Genomic DNA, 25,431 nt, shown 5'->3' on the forward strand with positions numbered 1-25,431 from the left:
CGGGTCATAACATACGCCCGTTTCTCCGCGCATATGCTCCTATAGTGTATTCAGTCACTCACACGATAGGGGGTGAGGAACATTGCTCTCGTAGTTCGGGCTACCGTGAATTTGACCGGCGCCATCACTTTTACCGGCAATACGCTCGGTCTCAGCCGTTCGACGACGGAGGGCGTTCCCGGTACCCAAGACAGCATCGGCGCGTTCGTCACGACCAACACCGCCGTTCGGTTCGGCACGTATCCGTTCGGAACGACGAATAACTATCTGCTCAACAATTCGTCCGCGATACTCGTATTGCCGTCAGGCAGCTCCGTCGTCTACGCGGAGCTGATTTGGGGCGGCTCTTATCTCGTTCCGGGCGTGAATTTGAGCGCGGCGATCAACAATCCCGTCACGCTCGTTCTGCCGAACGGCACGTCGGCCAGCGTCACGCCGGATCCCGCAACCGCCAACACGTTCGACCTGGGCTCGGGGCAGCTCGGTTATACCCGTTCCGCCAACGTCACGTCGCTCATCCAGCAAAGCGGCGCGGGGACGTATACCGCCGGCGCCATCGTCGGAACCATCACCGTCACCGACGCGACCATCAATCATGCCGGTTGGACGCTTGGCGTCATTTACGCCAACCCGACCCTTCCGTTTCGCAACATGTCGCTGCGCGCCGGCGCCGTGCTTATCCAAGCGGATTCCGGTCCCGTCACGACGACGCTGACGGGCTTCGCAACGCCGGTAACCGGGACGCTCGGGGGCAGGGCGTTATTCAGCGCGCAGGAAGGCGATGCCAACCGTTCGGGCGATCAAGCCCTGTTCGGACCGACCGCGGCGGCGCTCGTCGCGTTGTCGGGACCGAACAATTTCGCGAACAACTTCTTCGCCTCGCAGATCAACAACGATGCGGGCAACCTGGACCAAACCGGCACCTTCGGCACCCGGAATCAAGTCAACGGCGCTCCGGGCTCCAATATCGTCGGCGGCCGGCAAGGCTGGGACATCACCAACATTAACGTTTCCGCGCAGCTGGCCAACAATCAATCGTCGGCGGTGCTCCGGCTCACGACCTCCGGCGATGCCTACGTCGTCAACGGCGTCGCCATCCAAGTCAACATCAATTCGCCTACGATCACCGTCTCCAAGAGCGCGAACGTCGCGGGCACCGTCATCGGCGATCAGATCACGTATACCGTCACCGTCAACAACACCGGCAACGCGAGCGCGGCAAGCGTCGTCGTCAGCGATACGCTGCCGGCAGGCTCCGCCTTCGTCGCCGGAAGCGTCGTCGTCTCCGGCGTATCGAGGCCGACGGCCGACATCACGGCCGGCGTTCCCATCGGCTCCTTGGCCTTCGGCACCTCCGTCACGCTTACATATCGGGCCGTCGTGACCTCGCTGCCGAACTCGCAGCAGCTGTCGAACACCGCCAACGCCGCCTTTACGTTCCAGAGCGTCGCGGGCGGGGACGTGATCAGCGGGGTCATCCCGTCGAACACGGTCAATACGCCCGTCTACGCGCCGGTCATCGCGATGACCAAGAGCGCGAATACCGCGAACGCGTCCGTCGGTTCTACCGTCACGTACTCGGTGCTCGTCTCGAATACCGGCAGCATCGGCGCGACCACGACCTTTACCGACAACATCCCGGCGGGCAGCACGTTCGTGCCGAACAGCTTTGCCGTAAACGGCGTCACCCAGCCGGGCGCCAATCCGGCAACCGGCGTCAACATCGGCGTCGTGCCGGCCGGCGGTTCGCGGACCGTTACTTTCCAGGTGCTCGTCAACAGCCTTCCGTCGCCGCCGCAGCTGACGGACCAAGCAACCGCGACGTATATCTACAGTCCGCCTGACGGCCGAACGCTGAACGGTTCGGCGGCATCGAACACGCTCACGATTCCCGTCAGCCTGCCGAACGTCAATTCAACGAAAAGCGCGAACCGGACGGCGACGACCGTCGGGGATACGGTCACGTTCACGACGGTCGTCGCCAACAGCGGCGTGGCCCCGGTGACGAACGTGATCTTCAATGATCCGGTTCCCGCGGGAACCGCCTTCGTATCGGGTTCCGTCACCGTGAACGGCGTCGCCCAGCCAAACGCCGTGCCGGCCGGCGGCATCTCGCTCGGCACGATCGCGGCGGGAAGCTCCTCGACGGTCGTGTTTCAAGTGCTCGTCACGTCGCTGCCGAGCCCTGCGCAGATCAGCAACCGGTCTTCGACCTCCTACAGCTCGGGAACGTTCACCGGCGTTTCCCTTTCCAACTCGGTCAGCGTGCCGGCTTTCCTGCCGGTGATCGGCGCGCAGAAATCGGCCAGCGAGACGCAGGCCACCGTCGGCGATACCATCACGTACACGTTCGCGATCCAGAATGCGGGCAATTACGTTGCGCTGCTGACGCTGACGGATGCGCTGCCGGCCGGCACGGTCTACGTCCCGAACAGCATCTCCGTCAACGGCTCGCCTCGACCGGCCGCCACCCCGCAAACCGGCATCCCGATAGGCGTAGTCGCCGCGGGCGGTTCCGCGACGGTGGTCTTCTCGGTCGTGCTGCAATCGCTGCCGAATCCCCCGAATCTCATCAACCAGGGATCGATCGCGTATGCGTATACGCTGCCGGACAACCGGACGTTCAACGGCGCCGTCAATTCCAATGCGGTCAACATTCCCGCCTCCTCGCCGAACGTAACCGTCGCCAAAAGCGCAAGCGAATCGGTCGCCGCGGTCGGAGACGAAGTCACGTACACGCTCGTCGTGACCAACAACGGCATCGTGCCCGTTACGCAGGTCATCGTCTCGGATCCGATTCCGGACGGCTCCCAGTTCATCGCCGGCAGCGTGCTCGTCGGCGGTGTTCCCGCGCCTTCGGCCAATCCGGCATCCGGCGTGGCCGTCGGTTCGATCGCGCCGTCCGCCTCGGTGACCGTCTCGTTCCGGGTCGCGGTCGTCGCGGTACCGGCAGGCGGTTCCCTGAGCAACCGGGGCGCGGTCAGCTTTACCTCCGGCGCCTTCACCGGATCGTCGTTCTCGAACACGATCGCCATTCCCGTGTTTCAACCGATCATCTCGATGCTGAAGAGCGCGAACCGGACGGCGGCGACGCTCGGCGACACGGTGGTCTACACGCTGCAGGTGCAAAATACCGGCAATATCGGCGCGAACGTCAACGTAACGGACAATATCCCGGCGGGCACGACGTTCATCACCAACTCCGTTCTGCTGAACGGCGCGCCGCAGCCGGGCACCAACCCGGCCACCGGCATTCCGATCTTCACGATCGCTCCCGCGGGCTCGGCCGTCGTCACCTTCGAGGTCGTCGTCGATTCCCTGCCTAATCCGCAGCAGCTCGTCAACCAAGGAAACGCCGCCTATTCCTATACGCTGCCCGACAGCAGGACGCTCTCCGGCAATACGCCGTCCAACGTCGTGACCATCCCCGTCTCCGCGCCGAACGTTTCCGTCGTCCTCAGCACGACGGCCGTCGACGCGGTGACGGGCGACACGATCGTCTATACCGGCGTCGTGACGAACAACGGCATCGCGACCGTCAACAACGTCACCTTCGTCGGGCCCGCGATACCCGGCACTTCCTTCGTGCCGGGCAGCGTGACGGTGAACGGAGCGGCAAGACCACAGGCGGATCCTTCCGCCGGTATTCTGATCGGTTCCTTGGCGCCAGGCGCCTCTGCGACCGTGACCTATGGGGTGAATATTAATATGCCTGTTTCCGATCAGATTCTCAATCAGTCGACCGTCAGCTTCACGTCCGGCGCATTCTCCGCCACGTCCTCGTCCAACGTGACGACGACGCCGGTGACGCAGCCGATCATCGGGATGGTCAAAACGGCCAATACGGCGAACGCGTCCGTCGGCGATACCGTCACGTTCACGATCGCGGTCAGCAACACCGGCAATTTGCCCGCCAACGTGACCGTGACGGATACCGTGCCGACGACGACGACGTTCCAGGCGAACAGCGTCATCGTCAACGGCACGCCGCAGCCGGGCGCCACGCCGACGGGCGGCATCAATGCCGGCACGATCAATCCCGGGGCGACCACATTCGTCATGTTCTCCGTCGTCATCGACTCGCTGCCCAATCCGCAATTCCTGGTCAACCAAGCGTCGTCGACCTATACGTTCACGCCGCCCGACGGCCGGCTCCTGACGCGGACCCAGCAGTCCAACACGCTGTCCATTCCCGTCTCTTCGCCCAATGTGACCGCCGTGAAATCGTCCACGTCGACCGCCGTTTCCGTCGGGGACGTCATCCCCTATTCGGTGCTGGTATCGAACGCGGGCATCGCGCCGATCTCCAATGTCGTGTTCATCGACGGCATTCCGGCCGGCACGGCGCTCGTTCCGGGCAGCGTGACGGTGAACGGCATCGTCGTGCCGGGCGGCAATCCGGCTTCCGGCGTCACGCTGGGCACGATTGCGAGCGGCGCCAACGCGACGGTCGCGTACGCGCTGACCGTTACGTCCGTGCCGACGCCGGCGACGATCACGAACCAATCCACCGTCTCTTACACGTCCGGCGCGTTCTCCGGCATCAGCTTCTCAAACACCGTCAACATCCCGGTCTTCCAGCCGGTCATCGGAGTGGTGAAATCGGCAAGCACGACGAACGCCACCGTCGGCGATACGGTCAATTATTCGTTCGCCGTCTCCAATACCGGCAACTACGTGGCGCTCACCACCCTGACGGATACGATCGCGCCGGAGGTCTCGTTCGTGCCGAACAGCGTCATCGTCAACGGCACGCCGCAGCCGGGCGCGGATCCGGTCACGGGCATCCCGCTCAACGTCATCGCGCCGGGAACGACGACGACCGTGACGTTCTCCGTCGTCATCAACTCGCTGCCGGCGGGACAGCAATTATCCAATCAAGCGACGGCCTCTTACGCTTATACGCTTCCGGACGGCCGGACGCTAACCGGCTCGTCGCTCTCCAATACGCTCTCGTTCCCGGTATCTCCTCCGGACGTCAGCGTCGTCAAAAGCACGGCCAGCACGGCGCTCACGACCGGCGACACCTTGTCGTACAGCATCGTCGTCGGAAACGGCGGGATCGCGCCGGTCGATAATGTCGTCTTCTCCGACCCGATTCCGGCGGGCACTTCGTTCCAGACGGGAAGCGTCACGATCGGCGGCGTCGCGCAGCCGAACGCCAATCCGGCCGCCGGGTTCTCGCTCGGGTCCATCCCGGCGGGAGGCTCGGTGACGGTGACGTTCAGCGTTACCGTCAACGCGGTTCCGGCAGGCGGATTGGTCAGCAACCGCTCCTCGGTCAGCTTCACGTCGGGCGTCTTCTCGGCGGTCACGTTCTCGAACACGGTCACGACGCCGGTCTATGAACCGGTTATCTCCCTCGCGAAAAGTTCGCCGACGATTCTCGCCAGCGTGGGCAGCAACGTCAGCTATACGGTCGTCGCGACGAACAGCGGCAATTATCCGGCGCAGGTCACGCTCTTCGACAACGTGCCGGACGGCACGACGTTCGTGCCGAACAGCGTCGTGGTCGGCGGCGCGCCGCAAGCAGGGGCAGACCCGTCGGTCGGCTTCAGCATCGGCATCGTGCCGCCCGGCGGCAGCGTGACGACGACGTTCGAATACCTGATCGTCTCGCTTCCGGCGACGCAGCAGCTCATCAACCAAGCGACGAGCAATTACCTCTATACCCTGCCGGATACGCGTTCCTTCTCGCGCAGCGCCCAATCGAACATCCTGCAAATTCCTGTCAGCTCGCCGAACTTGACGGTCGTCAAGAGCACGCCGTCGACGGATGCCGTCATCGGCGATATCGTGACGTACTCGAGTCTCGTGACGAACGTGTCCATCGCGACCGTAACCAGCGTCGTGCTGAGCGACATCGTCCCGGCGGGAACGACGTTCGTGCCGGGAACCGTCGTCGTCGGGGGCATTCCGCAGCCGAGCGCCGACCCGGCAACGGGCATTCCGGTCGGCACGATCGCGCCGAGCGCCTCGGTCACGGTATCCTTCAACGTCACGGTCAATTCGCTGCCCGGGTCCGGTCTCATCAGCAACCAATCGAAGGTCAGCTTCACCTCCGGCGTGTTCTCCGGCACGAGCACGTCCAACACGGTCACGACGCCCGTGTACAATCCGATCATCGGCGTGCTCAAGACCGCCAGCACGGCCAGCGCCACCGTCGGCGACACGATCACCTATTCGCTCGACGTCACCAATACGGGCAATCTGGCGGCGACCGTCACGGTCTTCGATACGATCCCGGTCGGCGCCGAATTCGTGCCGAACAGCGTGACCGTCGGCGGCGTTCCGCAGCCGGGCGCCGACCCTACGACCGGTATCCCGATCGGCGTCGTCCCCCCGGGCGCTTCGGTGCACGTGCTCGTCTCGCTGCAGGTTACGGTCGACGCGTTGCCGTCGCCGCAGCAGCTGGTCAACCAGGCGACCGCATCTTATTCGTTCTCCCCGCCGGACGGCAGAACCCTATTCGGCTCCGTACTTTCCAACGTCGTCGTCATTCCGGTGTCTTCGCCGAACGTCACGGTCGTCAAGACCACGAATGCCATCGACGCGGTCAGCGGCGACACGATCACGTATACGATTACCGTCACGAACAACGGCATTTCGCCGGTCAATAGCGTCACCGTGGTCGATCCCGTGCCTGCCGGCGTCACCTTCATCGCGGGCAGCGTGACCGTCAACGGAGTGCCGGTTCCCGCGGCCAATCCGAACAGCGGGATTCCGGTCGGCACCATTGCCGCCGGAGCCGTATCGACCGTCACGTTCCAGGTGCTCGTGCTATGACCGAAAGCCTGCCGCAGACGGTCAGCAACCAATCGGTCGTGACCTTCGATAACGGCACGACCACCGAATTCGCTTATTCCAATACCGTGAATACCCAGATCAACGGGGCGAGCATCGCGATCGCCAAGTTCGCCGATGCGGCGCAGGCCGGCTTGTCGCTTCCCGTCACGTACCGGATCACGGTCGGCAACAGCGGCAACCGCGCCGCGAACGTCATCGTGTACGACAGCCTGCCTCCCGGAACGATCTACGTGCCCAACAGCATTCTGGTCAATGGAACGCCCGTTCCCGGCATTGCGCCGGGAGCGGGCATTCCGCTAGGCGAGGTAAACCCCGGCAGTGTCTACACGATCGTATACCAGCTCATCTTGACCGTCGTGCCGCCGTCCGGCGTGCTCGAGAATCAGGCGCTGGCGGATTATACCTTCGTCACCCTGGACCATCGCGTCATCAGCGGCTCTTCCTTGTCCAACGTCGTCACGTTACCCGTCACGGCGCTGGCCGTCAGCCTGCAGAAAAGCGTTTCCACCGCGGTGACCTTCGTCGGGGACATGATTACGTACAGCGTGATCGCCGCGAACGAAGGGTCGGAACCCCTCCGGCAAAGCGTGCTGTTCGATCCGCTTCCCTCCGGGACCGGCTTCGTGCCGGGGAGCGTGACGATAAACGGCGTCCGCAATCCTTCGGCATCGCCGGCCGGCGGCATTCCGCTCGGAATCATCGAGCCGGGCACTTCCAGGCAGATCCTGTTCAACGCCGTCGTGCTCGAAGTGCCGGTCCAGACACGGCTTACCAATCAGGCAAGGCTCGTCTTCAATTACGGCCAGTTCGAGCAAAGCGCGGATTCGAATCCCGTGACGGCGATCGTCTATGGGCCGGCGTTAAGCGCGGTGATCGACGTCGCCCCGGAATTGGCCACGATCGACGATATACTCACCTATACGGTCTTCATCACCAATGCGGGAACGCTCGATACAAGCGTCGTTGCCAAAGACCTCATTCCTTCGGGTACCGCTTTCGTGCAGGGCAGCGTCGTGCTGAACGGCGTGACGATTCCCGGCGCCGATCCGGTCAACGGCGTAGCGCTCGGTTTTCTGCCGCCAGGCCTCTCGTTTACGTTGACGTACAACGTTACCGTAACTCGAGCGGTCATCCAACCGCTGCAACCCGTGCTCGTAAACCGCGCCATTCTGGAATACGCCTTCCGGCTGCCGAACGGTCTGCCCGTTACGGATGCGTTGGTAACCAATACGGTCGTAGTACCGCTCGTTCTCCCTGTCGTCACCGCGCATCTCGAAGCCAAACCCGAACTCATCGAAGCCGGCGAAACGTTTCAAGCCGATGTCCGGCTTACTAATAATGGCAATTATTCCGCATATATCGCTCTCCATGATATCGTGCCAAGCGAGACGACGCTGGTGCCGGACAGCGTCTTCGTTGACGGGAATGCGGTGTCCGCCGCAACCGGCGAAGCGATTCCGGTCGGCACGCTGCCGCCGGACGGCGCCGCGACGGTGACCTATCTGCTGCGCGTCTTCCGCCATCCGCTGCAGCATCGGATTCGGTTCCGCGTTCGCGCCGCGTACAGCTATGTCGTAAACAAGCAACAGGCCGCCTCCTCGGTCTTCTCGAACGAAGCGACCGTCCGCATCGAATCGGACGATGAATAAGCGCGAAAAAGCGCGGCGCTCCTTCAACGGGAGCGCCGCGCTTTGATATGCGTCCTGCGTTACGCACGATACACGTACGGGTCCTTGGGCTTGGCGATGCCCGTCCATTCCTTCACGGTCAGCACCGGCAGCGTCTGCTTGAACGGCTGGTAAAACTCAGAGCCCAGTTTGCCGGTTACGTGCACCCATTGATCGTTCCGGAACGTCGAGCCTGCCGGGAAATTCACCAGCATCCCGAACACGCCGGAATCGGCCACGCAGTGAATGAAGCCGAACCGGAAGACGAAATATTGGTTGCCTCTCGCCTGGTCGCCCTTGTATATGAAGCCGTCGAAGCTGACCGTCCGGCCGATGAACGCGTCGGGATAATTGTACAGCGCCTCGAGCCCCTTCAAGAAGTTCGCGTCCGTGAACTGCACGTCCTTCGCCGTCAAGAACTCGTCCAGCTCCTTCTTGGACACCTTGGCATAGCCTTGCTTCCCGTAGAAGACGCTCGTGTCGGGCTTCAGAAACTGGTGGAAGCCGGGGTTGTCGGCGGATACGTTGAAATCCGGGAACGAGAAGCCCTTCGCTTTCACGAAGCTGGAGTCCAGCGTCTGCACGGGCAGGAAGAACCCGGTCAACAGCGGGAAGACGAGAATGCCGTAGCCGAGGTACCGTTTCCATCGGATCGGCTGCTCGTGCGAATGCCCGTGGTGGTCACGGTGATGATGGTGATGATGGTCATGTCCATGGTGATCATCTTCATAGTGATGATGGTCATGTCCATGGTGATCATCTTCATGGCGATGATGGTCATGTCCGTTGTGGTCATGACCATCAAGTTCATGGCTGGCATGAACGAGATCATGATCGCGGTAATCGCGGTCGCGAGCCCCGTCAATATTGTCCGCATGTTCCGCATGTTCCATATGCTCGGAGAGCCGGTCCGGAACTCGAGATTGCCCGGGATGCTCGCCGCGCTCTCGCGCAGCATGCGCTAGGCGTTCATGAACCTCTCCCTCGCCCGCGTTCTCCGCTGCCCTGACGCTTCCCCCGTCAGCCGCCTTCGCTGCCATGACGCCTTCCTCGGCCGCCAGCTTGGCCTTGCGCTTGCCCGCTTCGCGCTCTTTCGCGTACAGGCGGATAAATTCGAACACGAACAGGACGCCCAGCAGCACGATCGCGCTCTCCGACAGATAAGCGTATTTGGTATTGATGTATTTGTTCAAATTGCCGTTCATGTTCATCATCAGGAACAAGCAGGCGAATCCCGCCAACACATACAATCGAATCATCCCAGCAGCCTCCCCACGAGCAGCGATACGCCCAGCGTGCTGGCGACGATGAGTCCGATCAGGACAAGCACGAACTTGCCGCGGAACACGCCGAGCAGCATCAAGGTGTTCTTGATATCGATCATCGGGCCGAAGACGAGGAACGCCGAGAGCGCCCCGATCGAGAACGTGCCGCGGAACGAAGACGCGATGAAGGCGTCGGCTTCCGAGCACAGCGACATGACGAACGCCAGGCAAATCATGACGAGCGAAGCGGTAACCGGGTTGCCGCCCAGCTTCATGAGCGAAGCCGTCGGAATGAACGTCTGCATGGAAGCCGCGATGAAGGCGCCGAGCACCAAATACTTGCCCACGGAGAAAAATTCGTCGATCGCGTGCAGCATGACATGGTACAAGCGGCGCGCGAGCGGTTCTCGGTCGACCGGAGCGGCTGCCGTCTCCGAAGCTGCCGCCGTCTCCATCATCGCATCCTCGCGCAAGCGCATCGGAAGCTTCGGATAGAGGAAAGATATCACGATCGCCGTCACGTAAGCGACGACGACGGCAGCCCCTCCGCGCACCAGCACCATATGCCAATCATTGCCGAACGCAATGTACGTCGCCGCCAGGACGATCGGGTTGATGATCGGCCCCGTCAGCATGAACGCGATGCCGGCATGCAGCGGCACGCCCTTGCGGAGCAGCCTTCGCGTGATTGGCACGATGCCGCATTCGCATGCGGGGAACAGCAGCCCGACGCCGCATCCGAGCAGCGAAGCCGCGAAGCGGTTGCGCGGCATGACCCGCGCGATCCAGCGCTCCGATAGGAACGTCTGGATGAGACCGGAGACGATGACGCCGAGCAGGATGAACGGAATCGCTTCCATGATCATGCTGAGAAAAATCGTATTAAGCTGAAGAAACGTAACCACATTATACCTCCGAAGCAAAGTCCCCTACTCTATCTACTTCCCCCATTATCTATCATTCCGCGGCCGAAATCCAATGACGCTTCCGCGTCCGGGAGCGCGGATTTTTTGCACCGCGACAGCGGCGGCGGTAATCTGTTAGAATGGAGAGCGACATCAATGCAGCGGAGGTTAACGGACGTGGACTACATCGTACTCGATATTGAATTCAACGGAAGAAAATTCGCCAGCGACCTGCCTATGGAGGTCATCGAGATCGGCGCGGTCAGACTGGACGCGGAGCTTCGGCAGACGAGCCAATTCACGGCGCTCGTCAAGCCGGTTTATTTCGCCAAGCTGAACGACTTCATCCAGAAGAAGACCGGCATCCCGCAGGAGGGCATCGACGCCGCGGACGGTTTCCCGGCCGTCATCCGGGATTTCCTCGCATGGCTCGGCCCGAGCGAACGGTATCTGATCATCACGTGGGGCGGCGAGGACATGAAGCGCATCGTCTTCGACACGCGGATGCACGGCCTGGACGACGCGTACTGGCTCGGGGTCAACTATTACGATTTGCTGAAAGGGTATATCCGGTACAAAGGCGTCACGAACGACGTGAGCGTGGAGAACGCCCTGGCCGATCTCGGGCTTAGCGGCGACGACATCCAGGCCCACCGCGCGCTGGACGATGCCCGCATGACGGCGGAGATCCTGAGGGCGGTATTCCCGCACCTGAACTTCGAGCGCGTCCAGCAGTACGTGGACGTTTACTCCAACGCCAAGGAACGCAAGCTCGTCAAGAACGCCATCCGGATCATTGCCGCGCAGAAGGTTACGCCGACGTGGCCGCTCATCGTGGAGCATGTGTTGACGGGCAAGCTCGCGACGGACGACGTGCGCAAGATGGCGGAGCTCGAGGCGGTGTTCGACGCCGAGATGGCCAAACCGCAGCGCAAGCCGAAGCCGTCCGCGGAGCCTGCGGCGGCCAAGACGGAACCGCGGTCCGCGGACGAATCGTCCTCCGTGCAATGACCGGCCGGTCTCGAGCCCGCGCCGGTTTAGGATATCGCATCGGATCGGCTTCCGGAATTCCGGATTGAACGAATGCCTTCCGCCGGAAGCATCGGATCCGCCTCGTGGATCTATCGGATTTGCTACTCCACCCGTCTGCTTATCGGACTGCCGTCTCAGACCGGCTTCCGGTAATCGGACGGGTATTTCCCGTACGCCTCCGTGAACAGCTTCGTAAAATGCCGCGTGCTGAAGTAGCCGACCTCTTCGGCGATCTGTTTGATTTGCAGGCGGGTGCCGATCAGCAGCTCCTCCGCCTTGCCCATGCGAAGCTGAGTCAGGTACTTCATGAACGTCATGCCGGTCTTCTTATGAAATTGCGTGCTGAGATAGCTCGGCGACACGTTCAGCAGATCGGCCAGCTGGCCGATGCCGACCTCCTCGGCATAATGCCGCTCGATATGCCGCAGCACCTGCGCGACGACGTCGTGCCTCGCGTCTTCCTTCGACTTGCCTTCGCGCAAAACCTTTTCCCCATACGACCGCAGCTCGACGATCATGCCCTCGGCCAGGCCGTCTTCGGGCAGCCGAATACCCGCCGCCGCATGCCTCAAGTACCGGAGCAGCGAGCGCTTCTCGGACTCGCGTCCGCCGATCTCCCACTTCGACCATAGCGGCTCCAGCTCCGACAGCGCGTTTTGAAAGTTCAAATATTGCCTATCCTGCAAATATTCAAGTCCCGCGGACAGCAGCCTTCCGATTGCCAGCAGTTCCTCCCTGCCTGCCGTGCCTTGCCATGCCTCGTATTCGATCGCTTCCCCGAAACCGCAAAAAAAACGCAGATCCCGCACCCGCTGCAGCAGCGACAGTCTGCCGCCGAGCTCCTTGAAACCCCGGCATTCACCCGTCATCAGCACGGTGATCGCCTCATCCGGCCCGCTCGCGCTCGCGGCGATGCGTTTGACCGCTTCGAAGAAGTCCGCGGCCTGGCGCTTTCCCCCGCATCGATTTCCACTCTCACGCGCCGAGACCGCCGCCAGCTCGCCGCCCGGCAGCGTCACGACCGCAAGCAAGACGCCGGAATGCAGATGCGCCTCGAGACAATCCGTCAAGCTCCGGTAGAACGCTTCATGCGCTTCGGCGCGCCCCAAGCCGCCGGCGGGCCGGTCCAGCTCGAAGACGGCCCCCATGAAGCTTCCTTGATGGAAGATGCCCTCCCGGTCCTCGAGCCGGACGGAGATCAAGCCGTTGACGAGCGCGGATAGGTTGCAGCCGAACCGCTCGTTATGCAGCAGCAGGAGATCCCTGCCATCCTTGTACGTCGCATATAGCGCCCGCTCCAGCTCCTCCGGGCCGACCGGCTTCAGCATGTATTCCGAGGCGCCGAGCTTGAGGGCTTCCTGCGCGAAGCGAAAATCGGAATAGCCGCTCAAAATGATCCACTTGGTCATCGGCGACAGCAGCTTGCCCCGCCGGATCGCCTCGAGTCCGTCCATCCCGGGCATGCGGATGTCGACGATGGCGACGTTGGGCCGATGCTCGGACAACAGACCGAGCAGTCCTTCGCCGTTCGATGTCTCGCCGGCGATCGTCCAGGACGCATCCATCTCGCCGATCATGCTTCGGAGGGCGTAACGAACGGGATTCTCGTCGTCGGCAATGACGATCTTCATGCGCGCACCACATCCTTTAACGGAATTCGTAGCTTTACCGTCGTGCCTAGTCCCGGCTTGGATTGGACGAGCATGGACGCCTGACCGTACGCCAGCATCAGCCGTTCGCGCACGTTCGTCAAACCGACGCCGCTCCGTCCTTCCCCGGGCTCGAAGCCGACGCCGTCGTCCGACACTTGTATGCAGAGACATGCCGCATCCGGTTCTCCTGGCGCTTCGACGTCCGCGCGAATGGTCAGCAGGCATGGCGCCGCGGACGGCTCGACGCCGTGAATGACGGCGTTCTCGACGAGCGGCTGGAGCAGCAGCTTCGGAAGTAGCATATCCTGGACGCCGGGAGCGAGATCGATGTCCAGCTCCAGCTTATCGGCGAAGCGCATCTGCTGCAGCTCGCAGTATTGTTCCACGAACGCCATCTCCTCCCTCAGGCTCGCGCGATCGTTCTTCTCGAGCGTATAGCGGAGCATGCCGCTCAGCGAGAGAATCGCGCGTTCCAGCAGCGCGCGCTGTCCCGCCCGGTTCAAGCCGATGAAGCCGTTCAGCGTATTATAGAGAAAATGGGGCTGGATCTGAGACTGCAGCGCATGGAACTCCGCATTCCGCCGGCCGAGCACGGCGCGGTATTCGCGGTCGATCAGCTCGCCGAGGCGGCTGATCATCGTGTTCAAATTCGCGCCGAGCTGCGCGACTTCGTCGCTGCCCTTCACGGGATAGAACGCCGTCATGTCGCCGCGCTGCACGCGCTTCATCGTTTGCACCATCCGCTTGAACGGCGTCACCATCCAATGGGACACGGCCGCATAGAGAATGACGGCCACGACGATGCCGCCGCCTGCAAACCCAAAGCCGACCTCGTACACGCGGTCGAGCTTCCGCTTGACCGCGGACTCCGGAAACAGCACGTACAAGCCCCATTTGGAGCGCGTTACCGTTTTGCTCACGACGTTGTAATCGTCGTTCGCCGCGCGGACGATGCCGTGCCCCTTCGCCAACTGGGCCCGCACCTCGTCGGGGATCGGCCCGCTGGCGTAGATCAGCTTCCCTTTATCGTCGAGGATCGCGGCCAGCGCGCCGCGTTTCAAGCCGATCCCCATGATCATCCGCTCGATGGCGACCGTATCCGCGTCCGCCATGATCACGCCGAGCGGGCGCCTGGAATCCGGATCCTTGATCAGCCGCGCGACGGAGAAGACGTTCGCCCGCGCCCCGTTCAGGTAATCCTGCTCGTGGACGCTGATGAAGGCTACGTCCCCGTCCGCCCGAAGCGCTTGAATGTACCAATCCTGCTTCTCGAACGGATACCCCTCCACGGCGCCGGTCAGATTGCTGGTCGAGGAGACGTACACGGAACCGTCCATCGGCAGCAGGATCGTGCCGAGAATGTCTTTGCGGGTATTCTTGAGCGCGTTCGGAAGCGTGGTCGAGAGCGTCTGTCCCGCCTCGTACCGTTCGTAATCCGTCAGCAAATTCCAGCCGTAGGTCGACTTGAGCTTCAGCGCGCGCATGACGTCGTCGTAGAAGTACGGCGTGACCGTCATCCGGTCGAGGTCGTCGAGATACGTCTCGATATGCGACGTAAGAGCAGCTAAAGTCCCCGCCATAAGCGAGGACTGCTGCTCTTTAATAGAGGTGACGTAATAGGCCGGAAGCTCCACGACGATGACGACAATCGGCAGGATGATCGTAAGCAGGAACAAGAGCGTCAATTTGAGCCGGATGGATTGTCTCATTTGCCGCATGACCGCCTCCTACCCTTTGATGGCGCCGGAGGCCAGTCCGGAGATAAAATACCGCTGCAGGAACAGATACAGCACGATCATCGGCAGGGCGCCCATCAGCGAGCCCGCGGCCACCCAGCCGATGTTGCTGTTGTACTGGCCGAAGAAGGAAGCGAGCGCGACCGTGATCGTCCGGGTATGGGGATGCTGGAGGAAGAAGACCGAGAACTGGTAATCGTTCCACACCGCGACGCCGGTCAGGATGACGACGGTCGCCGTAATCGGCTTCAGCAGCGGCAGCAGGATCCGGAAAAACAATTCGAAGCGCCCGGCGCCGTCGATCATCGCGGCCTCGTCCAGCTCGCGGGGAATCGTGCCGATAAAGCCCGTGTACAGGAAGATCGTCATCGGCAGGTTGAACGTCACGAACAGCAGAATAATGCCCCAGTAGTGATTCATGCCGCCGATGTCGACCATGAATTTGTACAACGGCACGAGAATCGTCAGCGGCGGCACGATGAGCGCCGAGACGAACAGCGCGTAGATGAACTTGTTCCAGCGCGTCTGATAGCGGGCCAGCGGGTATGCGGCGACGGAACCGACGACGATGATGAGCGCCACGGAAATCGCCGTCACGACGACGTTGCTTCGGAAGGCCGTCAACATATTCGCTTCCTGCCACGCATTGGAGAAATTGTCGAGGTACAGGTAGCCCGGAAACACCCACTTGGAGCTCAGATCGTCGGAGGCCTTGAACGACGTCGTCAGCAGAATGTAGAACGGCAGGATATGCACGAGGCAGATGGCGAGCGACGCGATCGTCGCCCACGCCTTGCGATTGCGTCCCATCAAGCGTGCACCTCCCTTCTGCGAAGAAGAAACAGCGCGACGAGGCTGACGATGGAGATCATGACGAACATGAGAATGCCGATCGTCGCGGCATAGCCCGCGTCTTCCCGGCCGAAATAAAGCAGGTACATGATCGAGGACATGGACGCGGACGCATAGCCCGGACCGCTGTTCGTCATCGCGACGATGACGTCGAACAGCTTCAAGCCGCCGATCAGGTTCAGCACCATGCTGATCGTCAAGGAAGGCGCGATCAACGGCCAGGTCACGTGGCGGAACCGGTCGAACGCCGTGGCCCCGTCGATCGTCGCCGCCTCGTAGTAATCCTTGGGGATCGTCTGCAGGCCGGCCAGGAAGAGCACCATCGCGATGCCTAGATACTGGTACGTGTTGACGAACGTAATGATCCAGCTGTTAAAGTCCTTGTCGCCGAGCAGATTCGAAGGTTCGTCCTGGAACAGCAGCAGGATATCGTTGATCGCGCCGCCGTCGTACTGGAAGAAGAAATACCAGATGTAGCCCATGATCAGCGAGCTGATGATGACCGGCAGGTAGATGACCGTCCGCACGAGGCCGCGCGTCCGGAGGTTCATGTTGAGAAACAGCGCGTACGCGAGGCCGATGACGTTCTGCAGGAAGGCGCTGCCGACGCCGTAGATGACCGTATTGCGGATGACCCTGCCCATGTCGGGATCGCTGAACATCCGCTTGTAGTTGAAACCGCCGATCCATTTGAAATCCTGGTTGTAACCGTCCCAGTTCGTGAACGAGATTTGGACGCCCTTGATGAACGGGTAGAAGATGAACACGCCGAACAGGATCAACGCCGGCACGTAGAGCAGGTTCAGCCACGCGCTGCCGCGCATCCGTTTCCCGGCCGGGCCGCCAAGCGGCGCCGCCGGGTCCGGCCGGACGTCATTCGTAGTAAAGGGTCGTACGTTTGCCATGCGCTCCCCTCCGAGCCAAATTCGTCGTTCGGGGCAAGGCGGACTTGCCCCTCCCTGCCCCGGCCATCCTTATTGATTGCGAAGCCGGTCGTACTCCTGCTTCATCTTGTCGGCGAATTGCGCCGGCGTGACGTCGCCGGCGACAAGCGCGGTTCCCGTCTTGCACATGACGTCCCACATGCCGTTCGGCAAATAGACGCGGTCGAAATAAGGGAAGACGCGCACGTCCTTGAACTGCTCGTAATAGGTCGTGAACTCATGCTGGGAAGGAATATCCTTGAGCCCCGGCGGCAGCTTCGTCGCGTTGGCGATCTTGGACATGTTCTCCGGCTTGGCGAAGAACTGGATCAGCTTCTTCGACTCCTCCAGGTGCTTGCCGTCCTTCCATGCGCCCATCGTATACCGCTCGCCGCCGGAGAACGTCTGCGAATCGCCGTCCACCATCGTCGTCAGGGGCATGATGCCGATTTTGATGTCCTTGTTCACTTTGTACACCTCGTCCGCGAACGACGGCGCGCCGAAGACGAAGGCGATTTTCCCTTGCGCGAAGCGCTGCGGCATATCCGTGTATTTCGCGGTGAGCACGTCCTTGTTAATATAGCCTTTCTTCTGCATGTCGAGCAGCTTTTGCGCGAGCGGCGTCCATTTCTTCCAATCGAACGAGCCGTCCAGCAGCGAAGCCGAATCGTTGGTCGACGGGCTGATGTACTGCGAAGTGGCGTACAGATCGAGGAAGCCGCCGATCATGCCGTTGTCGATGCCGGACATGAAGAACGGCGTGACGTCCCCGTTGCTTTCCGTCTTGAGCTTATCGGCGGCGTCCATCAGCTCCGCGAACCTCGTCGGCGGCGCGATGCCGTACTTCTCGAGCAGATCGGCGTTGTAGGAGATGCCGTCCTTCGCCTCGCTCAGCACCAGCGCCTCGAGCTTGCCGTCCTTGTCCGTGACGACCGGTTTGATCGTGTCGGTCAGATTGCCCGCCCAAGGCTCATCCTTCAGGTCGGCCAAATATTTGCCGTAGCGGATTACCGCCCAGCCATGCGTGTCGAAGACGTCCGGCAGGTCGTTCGCGGCCATCTTGACCTTCAAAATATTTTCGTATTCCGCGCCGGGGAATTGGAATTCCACTTGGATGTTCGGATTTTCCTTGGTGAAATCGGCGGCGATCGACTTCATCATATCCTGGTTTTTCAGCTCGCCGATCGTGCTGTATACCGTGAGTCGGATTTTCTCGCCGCCGTCCGATTTGACGGGCTCGGCCGAATCGTCGGTTTTGGGCGCGTTGCCGTCCGCATCGTTCCCGGCACTGCCGGAATCGTTCGCGACGTTGCCGCCGTCGTTGCCGCCGGACCGCTGCGAGCAGCCGACGAGCGCGGTCGAGACGATCAGCAGGAGTGCGATAACGGTAATCCACGTCTTTCTCATCCTTCGAATCCTCCTTGAATTGGCTTATATTTGGAAGCGAGTGCCATATCCCTATCCTAGCACCACTGATAACGCTTTCAAATGCCCCGAATATTCGCTCCTCGCGCTCATTTATTTGCTCGCCCTCTGTCCCATTTCGCGCAATGCCGCCGTTTTTCCTTTCGTCCGAACGCTTGCGGAACGATGAATCATAAAAAAAAGGGCCGCAGCCGGATTGGCTGCAGCCCTTGTCGCGCGGAACGCGAAACGTTAAACCCCGCTGGCGAGAGGATGCGCCGCCGCCCGCCGATTGCGCGAGCGCGAGGCAGCCCCCGCCTTATGCGGGAGACGAAGCCGGAGACGAAGCGGGATACGCATCCCGTCCTTAAGGCCGATTAACCCAGCCCGCCCGCGATGCATGCCCAGATCGTTTCGGTGACCATCCTTAGGTTCGAGCCCCGCTCGGGATGCACGAACGGCTCTTCTTTGCGGAAATAATGCTGATGGCCGCCGAGCATCGGAACCGGCACGATATGCTTCGGCGCGTATTTGACCCGGTTCCACAACGGAACGCCGTTGCGGCTCGGGCTGAAGCCTCCCCAGGTGCCGATCCGCGTGATGAAATCCGCGCATTCGCCTTTGTCGTCCACCGCGACGATATAGTGCACCTTGTCGGCATGGTCCGCGTGAACCGGCTGCCGGGGCGAGCCGATCTGCACGACGCGCCAGTCCGGGATCACGCCTTCCCGCCACAGCATGACCGCCGCCCGGTACGCGGCCACGCCGCCGCCGCTGTGGCCGATGAACAGCACCGGCCTCCCCGCCGACAGCTGCCTGACCTGTTCCGCCGCCGCGTGCGCGCCGTATTGCACCGATTTGCTCAACCGGTACAGATCCTTCCCCACCTTCAGCAGCTGCCGGTAGAAGTTATGGGTATGATCGCCGTACGGGAACAGCTCGCGAATTCGCGAGCTTTTGCCCGATTCCGAATAGCGGCGCTGCAGCTCTTTGATGCATTCCGCGAAAATCGTTCTCGTCGACCCGATGCCGGCCAACAAATAAATATCCCAATCGAGGGCAATCTCTCCCTGCATGGACACATCACCGCCCTGTTATCTCACCCCGTGCTGACCGCTCGGCGTTACTAACAAGTAGTATGCGGCATTGTATACGGTGACATTCACGGTGCAAGCGGTTACTATATCGTATTCTGAGCGTTGCGTCTTCGCTTCTGGATTTCGTGCATGCCCAGAATAACGGCAACCCATTCGTAAGCGTCCACCGCGTCCGCGTAATTGTCCAGGCAGTAGGCCGAGGCTTCGAAAAAACCGTTCACCCGCGAGAACGAGGCGGCCATGCTCCCGTCCGCCTCCGTAATCTGGTATTCCCGCGAAAAGGCGCCCGCCGTGATCTCGTATTCGCCGCGGCCGTACGCCTCGTATTCGAACCGCTTCGTCAAGAACGACATCCGCGCGCGGAGCACGCCGCATTCGTCTCCCGACGGCCCCGAGACGGACCATTTGCCGGACAGCAGCGGGAATCCGCCGCTGTATGCCTTGCGCCCGCCTCCATCGTATACGTCGAGTCCGGATCCGAACAGGCTGCGGAGATCCACTTCCCCGGCATGTTCCTTCTCCTCGTTCACGATCTCCGTCACGCCGGCGTTGAAGAAATTATCGCGAAAATACAGCTTCATCGTATCGCCTCCCCGTATAGCACCTTACGCCGGCCGCGGAGGATAAGTTTCACTGCGCAAGCAAGGCTTTTTTCTTCGCGAGCAGCTCGGCGAGTTCCTTGTCGAGCTCCGCGTACCGGGCTTCCGCCGGCTTCAGCATGCTGATCTCGCCGAGAAGGAACGAGATGCGCGTCGTCACGAGCATCAGCTCCTCTTCGCGCTGCTGCTTCCGCTGCTGTATCGCGAGCTTGGGGAGCGATTCCGCGGACGCCGCTTCGGAAGCCGAGTCAAGGCGCGCTTCCGTCTCGTCCTGCCCGTTTCGTTCCGCGTATTCCCGGTAGCCGGTCTCGTAACGGCGGATGGCGCCATCCCCGAACACGAGCAGCTTATCGCAGATCTTCTCGATCAGATACCGGTCGTGGGATACGATGAGCAGCGTGCCGCCGTAGGTGCCGAGCGTCTCCTCCAGCCGTTCGCGGCTTGCCAGGTCCAGATGGTTCGTCGGTTCGTCGAGAATGAGCACGTCCTGCTCCTGCATGATCAGCTGGGCCAGCTTGACCCGCGTGCGCTCGCCAAGGCTGAGCTGGCGGATCGGTTTCTCGAGCATCCCCTCGTCGAAGCCCATGTTCGCGAGCAGCGTCCTGGCTTTGCCGACATCGCTCCGCAGCTCGAACGAAGCCTGCAGCAGCTCCAGTACCGTCCGCTCCGCGTCGAGATCGGTCACGTCCTGCGTGAGATAGGCGATCTTGGCCGTCGGGCTGATCCACAGGTTGCCGGCGTCGACGGTTTTCCGCCCGAGCACCATCTCGATCAAGGTGGTCTTGCCGGCGCCGTTCGGTCCGACCAGCCCGATCTTCTCGCCCCGCTGGAGATAAAAGGAGCTGTCCTCGAAGAGCTTGCGCTCGCCGTAGCGCTTCCCGATGCGGAAGGCTTCGATAATCCGGCGCCCGCGCTTGCCGGGATCGTCCCAGCCGAACGAGACCTTCGCCTCTTCCTTCGGCTTCTTGACGCCTTCGTGATCGATCTTCTCGAGCCGGTGGAGGCGCGATTTGATCTGTTTATCCATGCTCTTGGCCTTGTTGCGATAAAATTCCTTGATGCCCCCGCGCGTCGCCGCCGCCTTGGCGGAATCCCGGTGCGCCTTGGCGGACCAATTTTTCAGCCGGGCAATCTCCGCCTCGATCTTGCGCTCGTACTTATGCCGTTCCTCGTACTGATGCAGTTGGCTCGCGTACCGGCGCTCCTTCTCCTCCCGGTAGAACGTATAGCTGCCGGGATAGTCCACGGATGTTCCGTCCTGCAGTTCGATGATCCGGTCCACCGTCGCGTCGAGGAAATACCGGTCATGGGAGATGACGATCGTCGTGCCGCCGAAGGTTCTCAATTCTCCGATCAACCAGTCGACACCTTGGAAATCCAGATGGTTCGTCGGTTCGTCGAGCAGCAGGATATCCGGCTTCGACGCCCAGACATGCGCGATCGCCAGCTTCGTCTTCTCGCCGCCGCTAAGTCCGGCGAATCGCTCGTCGTTCCACTCCTTCACGTTCCGCAGGCCGAGATGGCTCGATACCTCCAAGAACCGCCTGCTCTCCTGCTCGTCGTCTTCGCGGCCGGCCGATCCGCTGAACGCATGCACCGCATAGGAGGACGACTGCCGCAAATAACCGATGCGCAGGCCGTCGACATGGTAGGTCAGCTTGCCGCCGTCCGGCTGCAGCGTCCCGAAGATCAGGTTCGCGAGGGTCGACTTGCCCGCGCCGTTCATGCCGACGAGCCCGATCCGCTCCGACCTCGCGATATCCGCGTTGACCCGCTCCAGTACGGCCGTATCGCCGAAATGCTTTTTCATGTCCCGTATCGTAATCAATGTCATGTTCATCACCACTCCGTTATTGTCGTGTACTGCTGACCAGGGCGATGATTATCGATAACCGCACAGAGCGCGATGCTGCCCGAAGCGCGAAGGCGAATGCGCCGGCGCAACGAAAAAAGCCGCAGGCTTTGGCCCGCGGCTCGCGATAATCGGATAAGGCTGTACGTGAATAGACTGCCGTCCCGAAACGATGCCCGCCCGGACGCAAACGAATGGGGCATGGAAAGTTTCGGCTTGGACAGGCGCATGATGGCGCCTTGGCAGCGGGAGTCGTTCCCTTTAGACACACGTAACCTATTCCGCTTCGCGCTCGGCAAAGCCTCTCTGATCGTCATTATTCGAAAATCATGAACGACAGGGAATTAAGTCCACATGATGTCTAAATGGATACCTCCAATGCATGTCAATTGGCCTCATTATAACACGGCCCCGGCATGAAATTGCAACCCCCATTCGCCCGCTCGGGGCAAAAAGACGGCTGAACCGGCGTAAAACAAGGCTGTTTTTCGTACGGTCAAACCTTGTGTCGGCGGGTTCCTCACGTACGCGCCTCGCGGCGCGCGGTGCGATCGCGGCATGCTGCGCTCGGACACGCGTCGGCGGTCAAACCTCGTGCGGCCGTGTATTGGGACGCAGAGGCGTGGCGACGGCGCGATTCACGAGACCCCGGCCCGGCCTCGCGCTGCCCGAACTGCTCCGCACCAATAAGGAAGAGCTCCCTTCGGATGAAAGGGAGCTCTTCTACGCAAGCGGCGCGATCAGCCTTTGTTGGACCGCCAATCCAGCTTGCTGTTGTTCAGCAGGTATTCGAAATCGTTGTCCAGCCGCTTCTGCTCGGCTTTGCGGGCCTCTTCCTCTTGCCTGCGGAGATCCTCCTTGCGCTGCTCTTCCGCGGATTTGAGATCCTGCGCCGTCGCCTTCAGCTTATCCAGCACGTCCGGACGGAGCAGATCCTTCAGCGTTGCCGGCTTCTCTTCCTTCGGCTGCGCGTTCGATTGCGCGGCCGCCGCGCGATGTTTGTCTTTCTTCGCCATGCGATCACCTCGATTATTTCCACCTATTATAGCAAGACCGCGGGCAGCATGCCAAGCGGCTCCTGGCGCTAACCGGCGAAATCGGAGCGTTCCTCGAGCTTCATCGACCGCCAGATCGTCACCGAGACGAGCCAGGCGACGATGAACAGCCCGACCAGGATGTACCCGAGATCGCCCAGCTGAATCGAATTGACCCACCGGATCGCCGGCGCGTCCAGATGAAGCCGCTCGGACAAGATTTGAAGGACCTCCACCACGCCGATGAGCAGCGCGGAGATTACCGACACGGTCGTGACCGTGACGTTGTAGTACAGCTTGCGGAGCGGCGTATTGAACGCCCAGCGGTACGCCTTCGTCATGAACATGCCGTCGGCCGTGTCCAGCAGGCTCATGCCGGCCGCGAACAGGATCGGCAGCGAGAGGATGCCGAGGATGGACACCGAGCTCTTCGCCGCGCCGGCGGACAAGGCCAGCAGCCCGACTTCCGTGGCCGTGTCGAAGCCCAGCCCGAACAGGAAGCCGAGCGGGTACACGTGCCAGCTGCGGCTGATCAGCCGGAACAGCGGCTTGAACAGCCGCGCGAACAAGCCTCTCGATTCCAGCAATCCCTCGAGCTCTTCCCCGCTATGGGAACCCGCGCGCATGCGTCGGAACACTTGGTACAGATTGAGGAGAACGATGAAGTTCAGGATGCCGATCAGGATCAGGAAGATGCCGGAGACGGACGTGCCGATGAGGCTGCCTGTTTCCTGGAGCGACGGCATGTTCGACTGGATCCATTTGACCGAGCAGGCGACGGCCAGCACCATCAGGAAGACGACGGACGAGTGGCCGATGGAGAAATAGAAGCCGACGCCGAGCGGGCTGCGCTTCTGCTGCACCAGCTTGCGCACCGTATTGTCGATGGCCGCGATATGGTCCGCGTCGAACGCATGCCGCATGCCGAGGGTATACGCCAATAAACCGAGACTCCAAAACGTGATATCGGCCCTGGCGGCCGTCATCAATCCGATAAACCCGATGACATGCAGCGCCAATACGACGATGATATAACCCGACCATGATTTTTTGCTTGCCCAAAGTTGTCGCAGCATGCGAGACCTCCTCTTTCCATGTGAGATTAACTAACATGACTATACGTATTATATAGGCATTGCATGGAAAAAGCCAAGAGAAAGTCGGGCGTTCAATCGCGATTATCGACGATAGCGCCGGAAAGCAGCTGCCTGCGGGTCCATTCATTGTCGACCGCGGGATCCTCGTCGGCGCGCAGCAGCGCGTACAGCCGGCCCCGCAGTTCCGCCGCAAGACCGCGGTGCGCCTCCGACCCGATCAGGTTCGCGAGCTCGGCGGGATCCTGCTTCAGGTCGTACAATTCGTCCACGTCCGTCAGATTCCAGACGTATTTCCACGCGTCCGTGCGGATCATCCGCTGCGTGAACAGCCCGAATTGCTGCCCGTTGTAGGTGGCCACGACGCAATCGCGCCATTCGTCACGCGCCGGCCCGTCATCGGAGCGCAGCAGCGGAACGAGCGAGCGGCCATGGAACGGCCGCTCGGACACGGCCGCCACGCCGGCAAGCTCCAGCAAGGTCGGGCCCAGATCGAGCAAATTGTACACAAACTGCGGGGACGTCTTCCTCTTGCCGGAAGCGCCCGGCTGCCGAATCATGAAAGGCACGCGAACGACGTCGTCGTAGAGAATGTAATGCTTATCCAACATGCGATGCGACCCGCACATGTCGCCGTGATCCGCCGTGAAGATCACGATCGTGTCATCCGCGGCGCCGCTCCCCTCCAGCGCGGCCAATACCCTGCCAACCGCTTCGTCCAGCTGGCTGATGATGCCGTAATAACGGGCCACGATCGGCGCCCAGTCCTTCCATTCGTAGTCCTGGATGCCCCAGCTGTAGAGCTGCTGCCGCTGAATATACGGCTTGCCGCGGAACGTCTCGCGAAAGCCGTCCCATTCCGGAATGCCCGCGGGGTCGTACAGGCCGGCAAATCTGCCCGCGGGGCGGCACGGCAGATGCGGCTCCGAGAAATGCAGCGCCATATGCCACGGCTTGCCGCCTTCGTTCAGCGTCGCCATCGTCTCGATCGCCCTGGCGGCGAACCAATGGGTCTGCGCGTCTTCGAGCGGGACGGGATCGGTCTCGCCCAGAAAGCCGTTCGCGTACGCGACCTCGGGGTAGCGGCTTTGCCGAAACGCTTGGTACGCGCGTTCGCCGACGTACGCGTCGTATCCGAACGCGGTCGGATCCTTGTCCGGGTTGACGCCCCATTTGCCGAGAAAGGCCGTGGCGTAGCCGTCGTCCGAGAGCGCCTTCGACCAGGTGAATTGCTCCGGCCGCAAGCAGCCGACCGGCAGGAAGGCGTCGTAATTCCACAGCGCGCCGAACGATTCCGGCCTGCGCCCGTGGAGCATGGACTGCCTCGCCGGGCCGCACACCGGAATATGGGAATAGGCTTGCGAGAACAAAGTGCTTTGTTCCGCAAGCCGGTCCAGATGAGGCGTATGCACGGGATATTTGCCGCTGCTGCCGATGCAGTCGTAACGCAGCTGGTCGGCGGTGATGAGCAGGATATTGGGCTTTCGTTCGTTCACGGATTCAGCTCCCTTC

The 25,431-nt window shown here is 61.5% G+C and carries 16 protein-coding genes; 3 read left to right on the forward strand and 13 right to left on the reverse strand.

Going from position 1 to position 25,431, the window contains the following annotated elements:
• Nucleotides 1-105 precede the first annotated feature (105 nt).
• Both GT019_RS05560 and GT019_RS05565 read left to right on the forward strand, forming a co-directional pair.
• Complete coding sequence (locus GT019_RS05560; protein WP_328803913.1) at nucleotides 106-6,786, forward strand: beta strand repeat-containing protein; 6,681 nt, start codon at nucleotides 106-108, stop codon at nucleotides 6,784-6,786.
• Nucleotides 6,783-8,456: a DUF11 domain-containing protein gene (locus tag GT019_RS05565; protein WP_161741753.1), complete on the forward strand. Its 1,674-nt coding sequence runs from the start codon at nucleotides 6,783-6,785 to the stop codon at nucleotides 8,454-8,456. The genes GT019_RS05560 and GT019_RS05565 overlap by 4 nt, the downstream gene beginning before the upstream one ends.
• Nucleotides 8,457-8,515: 59 nt before the next feature.
• Here GT019_RS05565 and GT019_RS05570 read toward each other — a convergent pair whose 3' ends face one another.
• Complete coding sequence (locus GT019_RS05570; RefSeq protein ID WP_201755249.1) at nucleotides 8,516-9,733, reverse strand: TIGR03943 family putative permease subunit; 1,218 nt, start codon at nucleotides 9,731-9,733, stop codon at nucleotides 8,516-8,518.
• On the reverse strand, nucleotides 9,730-10,644 hold the full coding sequence (locus GT019_RS05575) for a permease (protein WP_161741754.1): 915 nt from the start codon (nucleotides 10,642-10,644) through the stop codon (nucleotides 9,730-9,732). Before GT019_RS05575 ends, GT019_RS05570 begins: the two co-directional genes overlap by 4 nt.
• Nucleotides 10,645-10,821: 177 nt before the next feature.
• Between GT019_RS05575 and GT019_RS05580 the strand changes: the two genes are divergently transcribed.
• Nucleotides 10,822-11,655, forward strand: coding sequence for an exonuclease domain-containing protein (locus GT019_RS05580; RefSeq protein WP_161741755.1), 834 nt, complete (start codon nucleotides 10,822-10,824; stop codon nucleotides 11,653-11,655).
• A gap of 155 nt (nucleotides 11,656-11,810) precedes the next feature.
• Here GT019_RS05580 and GT019_RS05585 read toward each other — a convergent pair whose 3' ends face one another.
• The 11 genes from GT019_RS05585 to GT019_RS05635 form a co-directional block, all read right to left on the reverse strand.
• Nucleotides 11,811-13,307 carry a helix-turn-helix domain-containing protein gene (locus GT019_RS05585; RefSeq protein ID WP_161741756.1) on the reverse strand — a complete coding sequence of 499 codons (1,497 nt, stop codon included), beginning with the start codon at nucleotides 13,305-13,307 and terminating at the stop codon, nucleotides 11,811-11,813.
• The gene (locus tag GT019_RS05590) at nucleotides 13,304-15,037 is read right to left on the reverse strand and encodes a cache domain-containing sensor histidine kinase (protein WP_161741757.1); all 1,734 of its coding nucleotides are present in this window, start codon (nucleotides 15,035-15,037) and stop codon (nucleotides 13,304-13,306) included. The genes GT019_RS05585 and GT019_RS05590 overlap by 4 nt, the downstream gene beginning before the upstream one ends.
• An 18-nt stretch (nucleotides 15,038-15,055) precedes the next feature.
• On the reverse strand, nucleotides 15,056-15,874 hold the full coding sequence (locus GT019_RS05595) for a carbohydrate ABC transporter permease (protein ID WP_161742147.1): 819 nt from the start codon (nucleotides 15,872-15,874) through the stop codon (nucleotides 15,056-15,058).
• Nucleotides 15,874-16,740 carry a carbohydrate ABC transporter permease gene (locus GT019_RS05600; protein WP_235947028.1) on the reverse strand — a complete coding sequence of 289 codons (867 nt, stop codon included), beginning with the start codon at nucleotides 16,738-16,740 and terminating at the stop codon, nucleotides 15,874-15,876. The genes GT019_RS05595 and GT019_RS05600 overlap by 1 nt, the downstream gene beginning before the upstream one ends.
• 150 nt (nucleotides 16,741-16,890) lie before the next feature.
• Nucleotides 16,891-18,246 (reverse strand): ABC transporter substrate-binding protein, encoded by a 1,356-nt coding sequence (locus GT019_RS05605; RefSeq protein WP_161741759.1) that lies wholly within the window; start codon nucleotides 18,244-18,246, stop codon nucleotides 16,891-16,893.
• Between the two features lie 374 nt (nucleotides 18,247-18,620).
• The gene (locus GT019_RS05610) at nucleotides 18,621-19,319 is read right to left on the reverse strand and encodes a hypothetical protein (protein ID WP_161741760.1); all 699 of its coding nucleotides are present in this window, start codon (nucleotides 19,317-19,319) and stop codon (nucleotides 18,621-18,623) included.
• 104 nt (nucleotides 19,320-19,423) lie between these two features.
• Nucleotides 19,424-19,921: a hypothetical protein gene (locus GT019_RS05615; RefSeq protein ID WP_161741761.1), complete on the reverse strand. Its 498-nt coding sequence runs from the start codon at nucleotides 19,919-19,921 to the stop codon at nucleotides 19,424-19,426.
• Between the two features lie 49 nt (nucleotides 19,922-19,970).
• Nucleotides 19,971-21,773, reverse strand: coding sequence for a ribosomal protection-like ABC-F family protein (abc-f, locus tag GT019_RS05620; protein ID WP_161741762.1), 1,803 nt, complete (start codon nucleotides 21,771-21,773; stop codon nucleotides 19,971-19,973).
• Nucleotides 21,774-22,531: 758 nt separating this feature from the next.
• The gene (locus GT019_RS05625) at nucleotides 22,532-22,807 is read right to left on the reverse strand and encodes a YqkE family protein (protein ID WP_161741763.1); all 276 of its coding nucleotides are present in this window, start codon (nucleotides 22,805-22,807) and stop codon (nucleotides 22,532-22,534) included.
• A gap of 68 nt (nucleotides 22,808-22,875) precedes the next feature.
• Entirely contained in the window at nucleotides 22,876-23,901 is a 1,026-nt protein-coding gene (locus tag GT019_RS05630; RefSeq protein WP_161741764.1) for a HoxN/HupN/NixA family nickel/cobalt transporter, read from the reverse strand.
• 92 nt (nucleotides 23,902-23,993) lie between these two features.
• On the reverse strand, nucleotides 23,994-25,415 hold the full coding sequence (locus GT019_RS05635) for a sulfatase-like hydrolase/transferase (protein ID WP_161741765.1): 1,422 nt from the start codon (nucleotides 25,413-25,415) through the stop codon (nucleotides 23,994-23,996).
• Between the last annotated feature and the right edge of the window lie 16 nt (nucleotides 25,416-25,431).

The organism is Paenibacillus glycinis, from assembly GCF_009909185.1.
Taxonomy (GTDB): Bacteria; Bacillota; Bacilli; order Paenibacillales; family Paenibacillaceae; genus Paenibacillus_Z; species Paenibacillus_Z glycinis.